This window comes from Novosphingobium anseongense (assembly GCF_037482895.1).
GTDB classification, from domain to species: Bacteria; Pseudomonadota; Alphaproteobacteria; order Sphingomonadales; family Sphingomonadaceae; genus Novosphingobium; species Novosphingobium anseongense.
Genome location: NZ_JBBHJZ010000003.1, coordinates 648,758 through 661,773 on the forward strand (window position 1 = coordinate 648,758; position 13,016 = coordinate 661,773).

Here is a 13,016-nt window from a genome sequence, read left to right on the forward strand (position 1 = left end):
GCTTCCGGCTTGTCGGCCCCGCGCGGCTCGCTTATCGGCGAATTCATGACTTCGACCAACGAAATCCGCCGGTCCTTCCTCGACTATTTCGCGGCCAATGGCCACGAGGCCGTCCAGTCGGCACCGCTCGTTCCGTACAACGACCCGACCTTGATGTTCGTCAATGCGGGCATGGTCCCGTTCAAGAACGTCTTCACGGGGCTGGAGACGCGCGCCGTGCCGCGCGCGGCCTCGTCGCAGAAGTGCGTGCGCGCGGGTGGCAAGCACAACGATCTCGACAATGTCGGCTATACCGCGCGGCACCACACCTTCTTCGAGATGCTCGGGAATTTCTCCTTCGGCGATTACTTCAAGGAACAGGCGATCACCCACGCCTGGACCCTGCTGACGAAGGAATGGGGCCTGCCCGCGGACAAGCTGACCGCGACGGTCTACCACACCGACGACGAGGCCTTCGACCTCTGGCGCAAGATCGCCGGCCTGCCCGAGGAGCGGATCATCCGCATTCCGACCTCGGACAATTTCTGGTCGATGGGCGATACCGGCCCCTGCGGCCCCTGCTCGGAAATCTTCTTCGACCACGGCGATCACATCTGGGGCGGCCCTCCGGGATCGCCGGAAGAGGACGGTGACCGCTTCATCGAGATCTGGAACCTCGTGTTCATGCAGTTCGAGCAGCATGCCGACGGCACGCGCACCGATCTGCCGCGTCCGTCGATCGATACCGGCATGGGCCTCGAACGCGTCGCCGCCGTGCTCCAGGGCGAGCACGACAACTACGACATCGACACCTTCCGCGCGCTGATCGCCGCTTCGGAAAGCCTGACCGGCGTGAAGGCCGAGGGCGAGACCCAGGCCAGCCATCGCGTGATCGCCGATCACCTGCGCTCGACCTCGTTCCTGCTCGCCGACGGCGTGCTGCCCTCGAACGAGGGCCGCGGTTATGTGCTGCGCCGGATCATGCGCCGCGCCATGCGCCACGCGCACCTGCTCGGCGCGAAGGATCCCTTGATGCACCGCCTGGTGCCCGCGCTCGTCGCCGAGATGGGCCAGGCCTATCCCGAACTCGGCCGCGCGCAGCCGCTGATCGAGGAAACGCTCGAGCGCGAGGAAATCCAGTTCCGCCGCACCCTGACCAACGGGCTCAAGCTGCTCGACGAGGCGACCGGCGGCCTGGGCGAGGGCGACAGCCTGCCCGGCGAGACCGCTTTCAAGCTCTACGACACCTATGGCTTCCCTTATGACCTGACCGAGGACGCGCTGCGCGCCCGCGGCATCGCGGTCGACAAGGATGGCTTCGACGCTGCCATGGCGCAGCAGAAGGCGGCGGCGCGCGCGGCCTGGAAGGGCTCGGGCCAGGCGGCCGACGGCGAGGTCTGGTTCGACATCGCCGAGCGCGAAGGCGCGACCGAGTTCACCGGCTACACCTCGACCAGCGGCGAGGGCCAGGTCGTCGCGCTGATCAAGGACGGCAAGGAAGTCGACAGCGCTGTCGCGGGTGACGACGTCGTCGTCCTGACCAACCAGACGCCGTTCTACGGTGAGAGCGGCGGTCAAAGCGGCGACAGCGGCACGATTTCGACCAACGAAGGCCTGCGCCTTACGGTCGGCGATACGTCGAAGCCGCTGGGCCGGCTGCACGCGCACCAGGCCAAGGTCGAGAGCGGCACGATCCGCAAGGGCGACGCGGTCCAGCTCATCGTCGACGTCGAGCGTCGCGACGCGATCCGCGCCAACCACTCGGCCACGCACCTGTTGCACGCGGCGCTGCGCAACCGCCTGGGCGGCCACGTTACGCAGAAGGGCTCGCTCGTCGCGGCCGATCGCCTGCGCTTCGACTTCTCGCATCCCAAGGCGCTCACCGACGAGGACATCGCCGCGGTCGAAGCCGAAGTGAACGGCGAGATCCGCCACAACGAGGCCGTCACCACGCGCCTGATGACCCCCGACGACGCGATCGAGGCCGGCGCCATGGCGCTGTTCGGCGAGAAGTACGGCGACGAGGTCCGCGTGCTGTCGATGGGCCGTGCGAACTTCGGCGACAGCGGCAAGACCTATTCGGTCGAGCTCTGCGGCGGCACCCACGTTACCGCCACGGGCGACATCGGCGTGTTCCGCATCGTCAGCGAAAGCGCGGTCAGCTCGGGCGTGCGCCGCATCGAGGCGCTGACCGGCGAGGGTGCGCGCCAGTGGCTCGTGGCCCGCGAGGACGCGCTCAAGGGCGCCGCGAGCCTGCTGCGCACGACGCCCGAGGACGTCGAGACGCGCGTCGCCGCGCTGCTCGACGAGCGCCGCAAGCTCGAACGCGAACTGGCCGACGCCAAGAAGGCGCTGGCGCTCGGTGGCGGCGGTGCCAAGGCCGAGGCGGCCGACGAAGAGGTCGGCGGCGTGACATTCTCGGGCCAGGTGATCGACGGGCTCGACGCCAAGGAGCTGCGCGGCCTGCTCGACCAGGCGAAGCAGCGCATGGGCTCGGGCGTCGCCGTGATCATCGCGGTCAACGAGGGCAAGGCTTCGATCGCGGCGGCCGTGACCGAGGATCTGGTGGGCAAGGTCAGCGCGGTCGACCTGGTCAAGGCCGGGGTCGAGGCGCTTGGCGGCAAGGGCGGCGGCGGCCGTCCCGACATGGCCCAGGGCGGCGGTCCCGAGGGTGCCAGGGCGGCCGATGCGATCGCGACGGTCAAAGCGGTCCTGGCGGGATGATCCGCACGGTGCGGTCGCTCGCGGTGCTGGCGCTGTTTCTCGCAGCACCGGCTTTCGGCGAGGCCGTGCCCGCCTGGCCGACCGGGCTCTACAGCAATGTCACCTCGTCAGAGCGGACCGGCGATCTCGGTGGGCTGGAAGTGCGCTTCTACGAAGAAGCTGGCAGGCACATGGCCGAATTGGCGCTCTGCGAGGGCTGGTGCAACGACGTGCACGTCGCCGAGGTCACCCGTGGCGACAAGGGCTTCGTCTTCGGTTTTACCGAAACCTTCACCGGCGCAGAGGGCGACGTTCCGGTTCCGATACGCTTCGTGGCCTGGCGCGCCGGTAACGGGCTCGCCTATTCGACCTATCAGGGCGGCGAGAATATCGACTACAACGGCAAGCCGCAGCGTCTCAGGCGGGCGACGAAGCCTTTCGGCCTCGCCGTCGCCAAGAGTGGAAAGGACTGACCGCGCGTCACTTGCGCGCGTGGGTTTCCTTTTCGGAGCCGCGCGGCAGGTCCTTGCCCGCCATGGTCGCGTCGGTCTGCTGGGGTGCCTTGATCACGCCCTTGTCCTCGCCGGTCTGATGCGCGGGGTTCTTGTTGGTGCGGTCGACCGTTTCTGCCGGATTGTTGGCCATCGGATATCTCCTTTGTGAGGGAGATACGCGCGGGAGCGGGCTAGGGTTGCCGCGAGCAACCGGGGCTCAGGCCAGCCGTTCGCTGAGCGTGGTGGACTTCAGCTTGGGCTTCTCCTCGAGCTCGCCCTCTTCCATGATCTGCGCACGAAGCTCGTCGCGCTTCTCGTGGATCGAGGCGATCACCGGGCCCATGGCGACGCCGAGATCGACGAGCACGGCCTCGGACAGCTGCAGCGAGGCTTCGAGCGTCTCGGGCACGGCGTGGCTGGCCCCGGCGCGATAGAGCTGCGCGGCGTGGCTCGCGTCGCGCGCGCGGCAGATGATCGGCATGTCGGGATAGTGGCCGCGTAGCCGCTTGACGATGCGCTGCGCGGCGATCGGCTCGTCCATGGTCAGGATCACGGCGGTGGCGTTCTCGGCTCCCAGGCGTTCGAGCGCATCGGCGCGGCCGGCATCGCCGAAGATCACGCTATAGCCCTTGCGCTGGCCCTCGCGGATCAGGTCCGCATCCGAATCGACCGCGACATAGGCCTGGCCATGATTGGCGAGCATGTCCGCCACGAGGCGGCCGACGCGACCGAAGCCGACGATGATCGCGTGGCGCTCGGCCACGTCGGGTTCCTGCTGGGCCGCGGCATCGACATCGACGCTGCGTGCCAGACGGCGGCCGGCGAGCGCCAGCAGCGGCGTCAGGATCATGCCGAGCGCGGTGACCGTCTGCCAGAAGCGCGCGGTTTCGGGCGCGATCAACTGCGCCGAGAGCGCCGCGGTAAGCACGATCAACGTGGTTTCCGACGGGCTCGACATCAGGATGCCGGTTTCGGTCGCCGTGCCCGAGCCGGCGCCGGTGAAGCGCAGGATCAAGCCGGTGACCAGGGCCTTGATGATCAGCACGCCCGCGGTCGCGAGCAGGATCGTGCCGAGGTCGCGCCAGACCGCGGTGACATCGATGCTCATGCCGATGGTGATCAGGAAGATACCCAGAGCCAGGCCCTGGAACGGCGCGGTGATCGCCTCGACCTCGCCGTGATACTCGGTCTCGGCGATCAGCAGGCCCGCGATCAGTGCGCCGACGATCGGCGAGAGGCCGACGCCTGCGGTGGCCAGCGCGGCAACGATGACTACGAGCAGGCTCGCGGCGAGGAACACCTCGGGGCTCTTGGTGCGCGCGGCCTGGGCGAACAGCTGGGGCAGCAGGAAGCGGCCGAAGGCGAGCAGGCCGAGGATCACCAGCAGGCCGAGCCACAGGGTCTGCAGCAGGTCGCCGAGATCGCTGCCGGCCGCGGGCGCAAGCGCGCCGAGCAGGAAGATGATCGGCACCAGCGCGATGTCCTCGAACAGCAGCATGGCGAGCGCGGCCTTGCCCACCGGCGTGCCGGTATCGACGATGCGCAGCACCAGCGCGGTGGAGGACATGGCCAGCGCGAGGCCGAGCGCGAGTGCGCCGGTGGGACGGCCACCCATCATGTAGACCACGCCGGCGAGGATCGCGCCGCAGACGAGCAGCTCCATCGCGCCGAGTCCGAACACCTGTTTCCGCATCTGCCAGAGGCGGTTGAACGACAGTTCCAGTCCGATCGTGAACAGCAGCAGGATGATGCCGAACTCGGCGAAGGGCCCCAGACTTTGCGGATCGGTTATCGTGAAATGGATCAGCCAGGGAAATTCGGGCACGTGCGCGCCGAGGCCATAGGGGCCGACCAGCAGGCCGACGACGATGAAACCGATGATGGGGGTGATGCGAAAGCGCGCGAAGAGCGGGATGACAATTCCCGCGGCTCCCAGAATGACGAGTGCGTCGGATAAGGCGGGGGAATAGAGTTCAACGGACATTGCGTGCACTATGGCACGGCGGGGTCTGATTTGTCACGGAGCCAAGCATGGCGGAAACCGAGGTAGTTGCCGATGTGATCGTCGTCGGCGGCGGTCCTGCCGGGATGATGACGGGCCTTTTGCTCGCACGCTCGGGCATCTCGACCTTGGTGCTCGAGAAGCACGCCGATTTCTTCCGCGATTTCCGCGGGGATACGGTCCACCCCTCGACGATGGAACTGCTGTCCGAGCTCGGCATGCTCGACCGCTTCCTCGCGCGGCCGCACTATCGCATCGACTACGCCGAACTCTCCTGGGAAGGGCAGACGTTCAAGATCGCCGATCTCTCGCACCTGCCGACCCCGGCGCCGTTCATCGCGATGATGCCGCAGTGGGACTTCCTCGATTTCCTGCGCGACGAAGCCGCCGCATTTCCCGGTTTCGCGCTGCGCATGGATGCGCCGGTCGCGGGTTTGCTCGAGGACGATGGGCGCATCGCTGGAGTCACGCTGGCCTCGGGCGAGGTGCTGCGCGCGGGCAAGCTCGTCGTGGCCTGCGACGGGCGCGATTCGCTGGTCCGCCAGCAACAGGTCCTGCCGCTCGAAGACCTCGGCGCGCCGATCGACGTGTTCTGGTTCGCCGTGCCCAAGCCCGAGCGCGGGAAGGCCGTCCGCGGCTCGATCCGCGGCAACCACATGGTCGTCCAGATCGACCGCGGCGACTATTGGCAATGCGCCTATCTCGTGGCCAAGGGGTCGGCCGAGGCGGTCCGTGCTCGCGGGATCGAGGCATTCCGCCGCGACGTTCGCGAAACCTCGCCCGAGCTTCCCGACCTCGACAGCGCCTTGCCCGATTTTGCGGCGGTGAAGTTGCTGTCGGTGTCGCTCGATCGTCTGACCCGGTGGCATCGGCCCGGCCTGCTGGCGATCGGCGACGCGGCCCATGCGATGAGCCCGGTCGGCGGGGTGGGCATCAATCTGGCGATCCAGGACGCGGTGGCGACGGCGAACCTCCTCGCCGAGCCGCTGGCGACGCCGGGGAATGCCGATGGCGCGCTGCATCGCGTGCAGGATCGGCGGCTGCTGCCCGTACGGCTGATCCAGGCGGGGCAGAAGGCGGCGCACGAGAGCGTCCTGCATCCGCTGATCTCGGGATCCGGCGAGCAGCACAGCGAGCCGCCGGGCTTTCTCAAGCTGCTGAACCGCTTCGCCGTGCTCCAGCGCCTGCCGGCGCGCGCGATCGGCTTCGGTTTTCGGCGCGAGCACCTGACCGCGCCGCGAGTGTGAGCGAGGCATAAAAAATCCTCCCCGGAACGGGGAGGGGGACCGCCGAAGGCGGTGGAGGGGGCTCTCGATCCGGCGCCGTGCCAGCCGAGAACCCCCTCCGTCAGTCGCTTCGCGCCTGCCACCCCCCCCGTGCCGGGGAGGATGAAACAGCGCGTTTTCCTCAGCCCTTGGCCATCTCGGCTTCGAGGTTCTTCACGATTTCCTCGAAGAAGCCCTCGGTGGTCAGCCAGTTCTGATCGGGACCGATCAGCAGCGCGAGGTCCTTGGTCATCTTGCCGCTCTCGACGGTCTCGATGCAGACGCGCTCGAGCGTCTCGGCGAACTTAACCACGTCCGGAGTGTCGTCGAACTTGCCGCGGTAGGTCAGGCCCTGGGTCCAGGCGAAGATCGAGGCGATCGGGTTGGTCGAGGTCGACTTGCCCTGCTGGTGCTGGCGGTAGTGACGCGTGACCGTGCCATGTGCGGCTTCCGCCTCGACCGTCTTGCCGTCGGGCGAAAGCAGGACCGAGGTCATCAGGCCGAGCGAGCCGAAGCCCTGGGCAACCGTGTCCGACTGGACGTCGCCGTCGTAGTTCTTGCAGGCCCAGACGAACTTGCCCGACCACTTGAGCGCCGAGGCGACCATGTCGTCGATCAGGCGGTGCTCGTAGGTGATGCCGGCGGCGTCGAACTTGGCCTTGAACTCGGCGTTGAACACCTCTTCGAACAGATCCTTGAAGCGGCCGTCATAGGCCTTCATGATCGTGTTCTTGGTCGACAGGTACAGCGGCCAGCCGAGGTTGAGCGAGTAGTTCATCGAGGCGCGCGCGAAGTCGCGGATCGAATCGTCGAGGTTGTACATCGCCATCGCGACGCCCGAGCCGGGGAAGTCGAAGACGTCGAGGTCGAGCGACTTGCCGTCGGCGCCGTCGAACACCAGGCGCAGCTTGCCGGGGCCGGGGATCAGGGTATCGGTCGCGCGATACTGGTCGCCGAAGGCGTGACGGCCGATCACGATCGGATCGGTCCAGCCGGGCACCAGACGGGGCACGTTCGAGATCACGATAGGCTCGCGGAACACGACGCCGCCCAGGATGTTGCGGATCGTGCCGTTGGGCGACTTCCACATCTTCTTGAGCTTGAATTCCTCGACGCGCTGCTCGTCGGGCGTGATCGTCGCGCACTTCACCGCGACGCCGAATTCCTTCGTGGCATTGGCGGAATCGATAGTGATCTGGTCGTTCGTCTCGTCACGCTTCTCGACCGAGAGGTCGTAATACTTGAGATCGATATCGAGGTAGGGGAGGATGAGGCGTTCACGGATCCACTGCCAGATGATCCGCGTCATCTCATCGCCGTCCATTTCGACGATGGGGTTCTTCACCTTGATCTTAGCCATATCGCTCATCACTCCCGGGGATGGAAAACGGGCAGCCTCTGGCACGTCCGAAACCCGCTGGCAAGGCCGCCGCGAACGAGTCGCAGATCGAATGGAGGCTGGACAGCGCGGCAGCCACGAGTCACTTCCCGGAGCAGCAAAACGGAGAGGAACAGCAGATGAGTGAGGAAGTCCTGGTCAGCGTCGCTGACGGCGTCCTGGAAGTCACGATCAACCGTCCCGAGGCGCGCAACGCCATGTCGAAAGCCGTGGCCGAAGGCATTTCCGCGGCGATGGATCGGCTCGAGGCCGAAAACGACCTGCGCTGCGCGATCCTGACCGGTGCCGGTGGCACCTTCTGTTCGGGCATGGACCTCAAGGGCTTTCTCGCCGGCGAGATGCCGATCGTGCCCGGTCGCGGCTTCGGCGGGCTGACCGACTGGACGCCGAAGAAGCCCGTCATCGCCGCGGTCGACGGCTTTGCGCTGGCAGGCGGCATGGAACTGGCGCTCGCCTGCGACATGATCGTCGCCCACACCGACGCCAAGTTCGGCATTCCCGAAGCGAAGCGCGGCCTCGTCGCGGGCGGCGGCGGGGTCGTCCATCTGCCGCGCCTGCTGCCGCGGCAACTGGCGATGGAACTGGCGCTGACCGGCGACCCGATCACAGCCCAGCGCGCGTACGAGCTCGGCCTCGTCAACCGCGTGACCGACGGCCCGGCGATCGAGGCCGCGCGCGCGCTGGCGCGCACGATCGCCGAGAACGGCCCGCTGGCGGTCGCCGCCTCTAAGGCGATCATCCGCGATTCTTGGCTGTGGGACGTTGCCGAACTCAACGCCAAGCAGGGACCCTATATCGCCGCGGTCTTCATGTCCGAAGACGCGCGCGAGGGTGCCACGGCTTTCGCGCAGAAGCGCAAGCCCGAATGGAAGGGCAAGTAGAAACGAAAAAGGCGCCGCTCACGCGGCGCCTTTTCAAGCCTGGACAGTGGTGGGCGTAGCAAGGATTGAACTTGCGACCCCTACGATGTCAACATAGTGCTCTACCACTGAGCTATACGCCCGCACTATCCAGTTTTCCGCCCAGGTTCCGGTGGCGGAACCGCCGGGCAGGGGCAGGCCTCTAGCGAGGCCTTTTGATCGATGCAAGCCGGTTTCTTGGCTCTGCGAAAAACTTCTCGATCAGATGCTGGCTTGCGCCGAGTGACCGAACACGCGCTGCACCTCGAGCACGAGATCGCGCAGGTGGAACGGCTTCGACAGGACTTTGGCCTGCGGCGCCTCGCGGCTCGCCTTGAGCGTCACCGCGGCGAAGCCGGTGATGAACATCACCTTGGTCTCGGGCGAAAGCTCGGCGCAGCGCTGCGCCAGCTCGATCCCATCCATTTCGGGCATGACGATGTCCGAAAGCAGCAGATCGAAGTGCTCCTGCTCCAGATATGGCAGGGCCTCGGTACCTCGGCCGACGGCGACGACCTCGTATCCTGCGTTTTCCAGCGCTCGCGCGAGATATACGCGCATGGCTTCCTCATCTTCGGCCAGCAGGATGCGAATCATGGTCTTCAAGTCCGTCACTTGGGGCGGGCGCACGGCGGCCCGCGGGGTGAAGGGCTATATAGCGCTTCGAGTTAAAATTCTCGCCTGCTTTCGCGACCGGCCGACTTTGACACAAGAGCAACGACAGTCCAGCTTCGGCCCATGGGCAACGAATCGAGCGCGAGCGATTCGCACTGGTCGACTGGTGGGCAAATTCCGGGTTCGGCCGGCGTGCATGCGTTCACGCTGTCGGGGCCTGAACCGTCTGCCATTCCGGTGCTTATCGCGGTCCCCCACGCGGGCCGCGCCTATCCCGGATCGTTGCTCGAGCGCATGCGCAATCCCGGCTTTGCGGCGCTGCGGCTCGAAGATCGCTATGTCGACCTGCTCGCCGAAAGCGTCGCCGCGGCGACGGGCGCGACCTTGCTGATCGCCAATGCGCCGCGCGCGATGCTCGATCTCAACCGCGCTGCCGACGACATCGACTGGGACATGTTCGGCTGCAGCGCGCCGCCCGACGTCGGATCCTATACCCCGGGACGCCGCGCGCGCAGCGGCCTGGGTCTGATTCCCCGGCGTCTTCCGGGGATCGGCGAACTGTGGAAGCGTCGTCACGACGAGCAGGATCTGTCGGCGCGAATCGCCGGGATCCACCAACCCTATCATTCGAGTCTGGCGGAAGCGCTGGCGGCGCTGCGCGACCGTTGGGGTGCGGCGCTGCTGCTCGACTTGCATTCGATGCCGCCGCTGGCCCTGCGCGGCCACCAGGCTCCTCCCGAATTCGTGCTTGGCGACCGCTTCGGCGCGAGTTGCCAGGGTGGGCTCGTGGGCTCGGCCTTCAGCTATTTCGCCGAGATGCGGCGCGGCGCCGCGCACAACCGGCCCTATGCCGGGGGTTACGTGCTCGAGCGCCATGCCGCGCCGGGCGAGGGACTGCACGCACTGCAGCTCGAGATCGACCGGTCTTCCTATCTCGATTCGCGGCTGACCGAGCCCGGCAAGGGCTTCGCGGCCATGACGCATCTGCTGATCGGGCTGGTGCGCCGACTCGCCGGCGAGGTTTCGGCGTTGGGCCGGCTGCAAGAGCCGCCGGGCTGGGCCGAGGCCGCCGAGTAAGCTCTCCGCGGGGGATCCGGCCCCCGGAAATCTGGCGCAGACAAGAAAAAACCACCTCGTGCAATGCACGAGGTGGCCAAGGTTCAGGGAGGAGGTGCACGATGTGCACCAATCCCGACAGGCCATGAGGGTAGCGCTGCCGGAACAACTGCAAAATAGGCACAGGTGCGTTGCGTTGCAAGCCCTGACACGCGCCGACCCATAGCCATTGGTCGAATCCGGATACGAAAAAGGGCGTGACCGATGCCGGCCGCGCCCTTTCAATAGTCATACGGCGCTGCGCGCTCAGGCGGGCAGCGGCGCGCCGGCCTGAGGCGCCTCGATCGGACCCTTGCCCATCTGGACCTGGCGACCGAAGATCTCGCGCACGAGATCGAGCGAGAACAGGTGCGCATAGACGAGCGGCAGCAGGCCGCTCTGGTTCCAGCCGCGCAGCACGTCGCCACGCACTTCGCGCAGCTTGGCTTCGTCCACCATGCGGAAGCCGCGATAGGTGAAGGGCTGTTCCTGGCCATCGATCTGTAGCGCAAGTTCGCCGTCCATCAGCAGGTCGTGCTTCTTCAGCTCGGCGACGAACTGCGCGGTCTTCTGGCCGGCGATCTCGAACTGCTCGCAAAACTGCAGCATGCCCTTGGTCGTCTCGGAGGCTTCCTCACCGTCGAACAGCGGTGCGCCATCGTCGAATTCGCCGACGAGGCCGCTCGTCGGATCGAAGCACAGCGAGAGCTCTTCCGAATCCGGACGCAGCTTGGCCAGCATGAACGGATAGCGGCGCGCGTAGGCGGGCAGGTAGACCGGGTCGGTCATCACGCCTTCGTCGTCGACGAAGACGTTCACGCCTTCGTTCATGCCGAGCAGCGCCAGCGGCACGGGATCGTCACCGCCCGAGAAGATGATCGGGAAATGGCGCTGCGCCATCGGGAATTCCTCGACGGTCAGCGGGATCGCGTGCTGGCCGACCAGCCAGGGCGCACGATCGGTGCCGCGGCTCTGCCATCCAGCGTGATCCTGGCGGTTGAGTGGAGCCAGGTCGTTATAGAACAGGGGCAAAGTCGAATTCTGCGGCGCGCTGGCCATCCAAGGTCTCCCGGAACTGGGGCTGAGAAAGCGGTCGCTTTAAGCCGTGGCCGCTGGCGGTGCAAGCGTGACCAGTTTGCCCGGATTGAGCAGGCCCGCGGGATCGAGCGCCGCCTTCACCCGGCGCATCATGTCGAGCGCGACGGGATCGCCGAGCCGCGCGAGTTCGTCGCGCTTGAGCTGGCCGATCCCGTGCTCGGCCGAGATCGAACCGCCCCAGCGCGTGACGAGATCGTGGACTTCGCGGCTGATCCGTTTGCCGTCCGCAGCGGACCAACCCGCGTCGGAGCCCGCAGGCGCGATCACGTGGAAGTGCACGTTGCCGTCGCCGAGATGGCCGAAGGCGATCGCCTCGGTGCCGGGCCAGGCGGCCTCGATCGTCGGGACGACCGCATCGACGAAATCGGGCATGCGTTCGACCGGCACGGAAATGTCGTGCTGCACGGCGGAACCCTTGGCGCGTTCGGCTGGCGCGACCGATTCGCGCAGCAGCCAGAACGCCTCGGCCTGGGCTTCGCTGGCGGACAGCGCGGCGTCCTCGATCAGTCCGCGCTCGAAGGCGCCTGCCATCATGGCCTCGCAGCGCTCGCGCAGGCCCTCCGCCGCGGCGCGATCGGCGACGACTTCGATCAGCGCGTGCCAGGCGTGGGCCTGGCCCAGCGGCGCGCGCGAATCGGGCAGGTAGGCGAGCACGGCCTCGAGGCAGCCCTGCGGCAGGACCTCGAAGCCTTCGATCGCTTCGCCCGCGCCGTCCTCGCAATGGAGCAGGAGCGCGCGCGCGGCCTGGAGCGAGGCGAGGCCGGCCCATATCACGATGCGATCGGCGATCGCCGGCACCAGTCGCAAGGTTGCGCCGGTTACGATTCCAAGCGTGCCCTCCGAACCGATCAGCAGCTGCTTGAGGTCGAAGCCGCGGTTGTCCTTCTTGAGCGGGGTGAGCTGCGAGAACACCGAGCCGTCGGCGAGCACGGCCTCGAGCCCGAGTACCAGCGCGCGCATCGAGCCGTGGCGCAGGACCTGGCTGCCGCCGGCATTGGTCGAGATCAGTCCGCCGACCGTGGCCGAGCCCTTGCCGCCGAGCGTGAGCGGGAAGCGCAGGCCTTGCGCCTCGGTGGCCTCGTGCAGGGTCTGGAGCACGACCCCGCCGCCGCAGGTGGCCTTGCGGCCTTCGACATCGATCGCGTGGATCGCGTTCATGCGCCGCAGCGACAGCAGCAGCGAGTCGCCGCTCTCGTCGGGGGTGGCGCCACCCGACATGCCGCTGTTGCCACCCTGCGGGACGATCGGCACGCCGTGGGCGGCGCAGAGGCGGACCAGTGCCGAGACCTCGGCCGTGTCCGCGGGCGAGGCCAGGCCCAGCGCCTGTCCGGTGAAGCGCCCGCGCCAATCGGTCAGCCAGGGGGCCATGAGATCGGCGTCGCGCGTGAAGCCGCGTGGTCCCAGAAGAGTGGCGACCTCGGCGAAAAACGTGTCGGACGTGCTCATTTCAGGGGCTATGGCATAGAG

The 13,016-nt window shown here is 67.2% G+C and carries 11 protein-coding genes and 1 tRNA gene; 5 read left to right on the plus strand and 7 right to left on the minus strand.

The features are described 5' to 3' along the window. Positions 1 to 45 precede the first annotated feature (45 nt). Together alaS and WG901_RS17080 are read left to right on the plus strand one after the other, a co-directional pair. Positions 46 to 2,703 (plus strand): alanine--tRNA ligase, encoded by a 2,658-nt coding sequence (gene alaS, locus WG901_RS17075; protein ID WP_339588295.1) that lies wholly within the window; start codon positions 46 to 48, stop codon positions 2,701 to 2,703. Then, a complete protein-coding gene (locus WG901_RS17080) occupies positions 2,700 to 3,155 on the plus strand; it encodes a hypothetical protein (protein ID WP_339588296.1) in 456 nt (151 codons plus the stop codon). The genes alaS and WG901_RS17080 overlap by 4 nt, the downstream gene beginning before the upstream one ends. A 7-nt stretch (positions 3,156 to 3,162) precedes the next feature. On the opposite strand, the gene WG901_RS17085 is transcribed toward WG901_RS17080, so the two are convergent. Together WG901_RS17085 and WG901_RS17090 are read right to left on the minus strand one after the other, a co-directional pair. After that, positions 3,163 to 3,327, minus strand: a complete 165-nt coding sequence (locus tag WG901_RS17085; protein WP_339588297.1) for a hypothetical protein — start codon at positions 3,325 to 3,327, stop codon at positions 3,163 to 3,165. Positions 3,328 to 3,393: 66 nt separating this feature from the next. Next, on the minus strand, positions 3,394 to 5,160 hold the full coding sequence (locus WG901_RS17090) for a cation:proton antiporter domain-containing protein (RefSeq protein WP_339588298.1): 1,767 nt from the start codon (positions 5,158 to 5,160) through the stop codon (positions 3,394 to 3,396). Positions 5,161 to 5,207: 47 nt separating this feature from the next. On the opposite strand from WG901_RS17090, the gene WG901_RS17095 reads away from it, so the two are divergent. After that, a complete protein-coding gene (locus WG901_RS17095) occupies positions 5,208 to 6,425 on the plus strand; it encodes an FAD-dependent oxidoreductase (protein WP_339588299.1) in 1,218 nt (405 codons plus the stop codon). Positions 6,426 to 6,585: 160 nt separating this feature from the next. Here the strand turns inward: WG901_RS17095 and WG901_RS17100 are convergent, their stop codons facing one another. Further along, on the minus strand, positions 6,586 to 7,803 hold the full coding sequence (locus WG901_RS17100; RefSeq protein ID WP_339588433.1) for an NADP-dependent isocitrate dehydrogenase: 1,218 nt from the start codon (positions 7,801 to 7,803) through the stop codon (positions 6,586 to 6,588). A gap of 158 nt (positions 7,804 to 7,961) precedes the next feature. Here WG901_RS17100 and WG901_RS17105 point away from each other — a divergent pair, with 158 nt between their 5' ends. Then, positions 7,962 to 8,723 carry a crotonase/enoyl-CoA hydratase family protein gene (locus tag WG901_RS17105; protein ID WP_339588300.1) on the plus strand — a complete coding sequence of 254 codons (762 nt, stop codon included), beginning with the start codon at positions 7,962 to 7,964 and terminating at the stop codon, positions 8,721 to 8,723. Between the two features lie 47 nt (positions 8,724 to 8,770). Here WG901_RS17105 and WG901_RS17110 read toward each other — a convergent pair. Beyond that, positions 8,771 to 8,845, minus strand: a tRNA-Val gene (locus WG901_RS17110). A 118-nt stretch (positions 8,846 to 8,963) separates the two neighbouring features. After that, positions 8,964 to 9,338: a cell cycle two-component system response regulator CpdR gene (cpdR, locus tag WG901_RS17115; RefSeq protein ID WP_339588434.1), complete on the minus strand. Its 375-nt coding sequence runs from the start codon at positions 9,336 to 9,338 to the stop codon at positions 8,964 to 8,966. A 141-nt stretch (positions 9,339 to 9,479) separates the two neighbouring features. On the opposite strand from cpdR, the gene WG901_RS17120 reads away from it, so the two are divergent. Next, positions 9,480 to 10,433 carry an N-formylglutamate amidohydrolase gene (locus WG901_RS17120; RefSeq protein ID WP_339588301.1) on the plus strand — a complete coding sequence of 318 codons (954 nt, stop codon included), beginning with the start codon at positions 9,480 to 9,482 and terminating at the stop codon, positions 10,431 to 10,433. 285 nt (positions 10,434 to 10,718) lie between these two features. On the opposite strand, the gene WG901_RS17125 is transcribed toward WG901_RS17120, so the two are convergent. Both WG901_RS17125 and WG901_RS17130 read right to left on the minus strand, forming a co-directional pair. Beyond that, a complete protein-coding gene (locus WG901_RS17125) occupies positions 10,719 to 11,510 on the minus strand; it encodes a SapC family protein (protein ID WP_339588302.1) in 792 nt (263 codons plus the stop codon). A gap of 39 nt (positions 11,511 to 11,549) precedes the next feature. Beyond that, positions 11,550 to 12,995 (minus strand): FAD-binding oxidoreductase, encoded by a 1,446-nt coding sequence (locus tag WG901_RS17130; protein ID WP_339588303.1) that lies wholly within the window; start codon positions 12,993 to 12,995, stop codon positions 11,550 to 11,552. Positions 12,996 to 13,016 lie beyond the last annotated feature (21 nt).

Coding starts and splice junctions, on each gene's coding strand:
- alaS (WP_339588295.1), top strand. CDS start 46: ATGACTTCGACCAACGAAATCCGCCGGTCCTTCCTCGACTATTTCGCG.
- WG901_RS17080 (WP_339588296.1), top strand. CDS start 2,700: ATGATCCGCACGGTGCGGTCGCTCGCGGTGCTGGCGCTGTTTCTCGCA.
- WG901_RS17085 (WP_339588297.1), bottom strand. CDS start 3,327: ATGGCCAACAATCCGGCAGAAACGGTCGACCGCACCAACAAGAACCCC.
- WG901_RS17090 (WP_339588298.1), bottom strand. CDS start 5,160: ATGTCCGTTGAACTCTATTCCCCCGCCTTATCCGACGCACTCGTCATT.
- WG901_RS17095 (WP_339588299.1), top strand. CDS start 5,208: ATGGCGGAAACCGAGGTAGTTGCCGATGTGATCGTCGTCGGCGGCGGT.
- WG901_RS17100 (WP_339588433.1), bottom strand. CDS start 7,803: ATGGCTAAGATCAAGGTGAAGAACCCCATCGTCGAAATGGACGGCGAT.
- WG901_RS17105 (WP_339588300.1), top strand. CDS start 7,962: ATGAGTGAGGAAGTCCTGGTCAGCGTCGCTGACGGCGTCCTGGAAGTC.
- cpdR (WP_339588434.1), bottom strand. CDS start 9,338: ATGATTCGCATCCTGCTGGCCGAAGATGAGGAAGCCATGCGCGTATAT.
- WG901_RS17120 (WP_339588301.1), top strand. CDS start 9,480: ATGGGCAACGAATCGAGCGCGAGCGATTCGCACTGGTCGACTGGTGGG.
- WG901_RS17125 (WP_339588302.1), bottom strand. CDS start 11,510: ATGGCCAGCGCGCCGCAGAATTCGACTTTGCCCCTGTTCTATAACGAC.
- WG901_RS17130 (WP_339588303.1), bottom strand. CDS start 12,995: ATGAGCACGTCCGACACGTTTTTCGCCGAGGTCGCCACTCTTCTGGGA.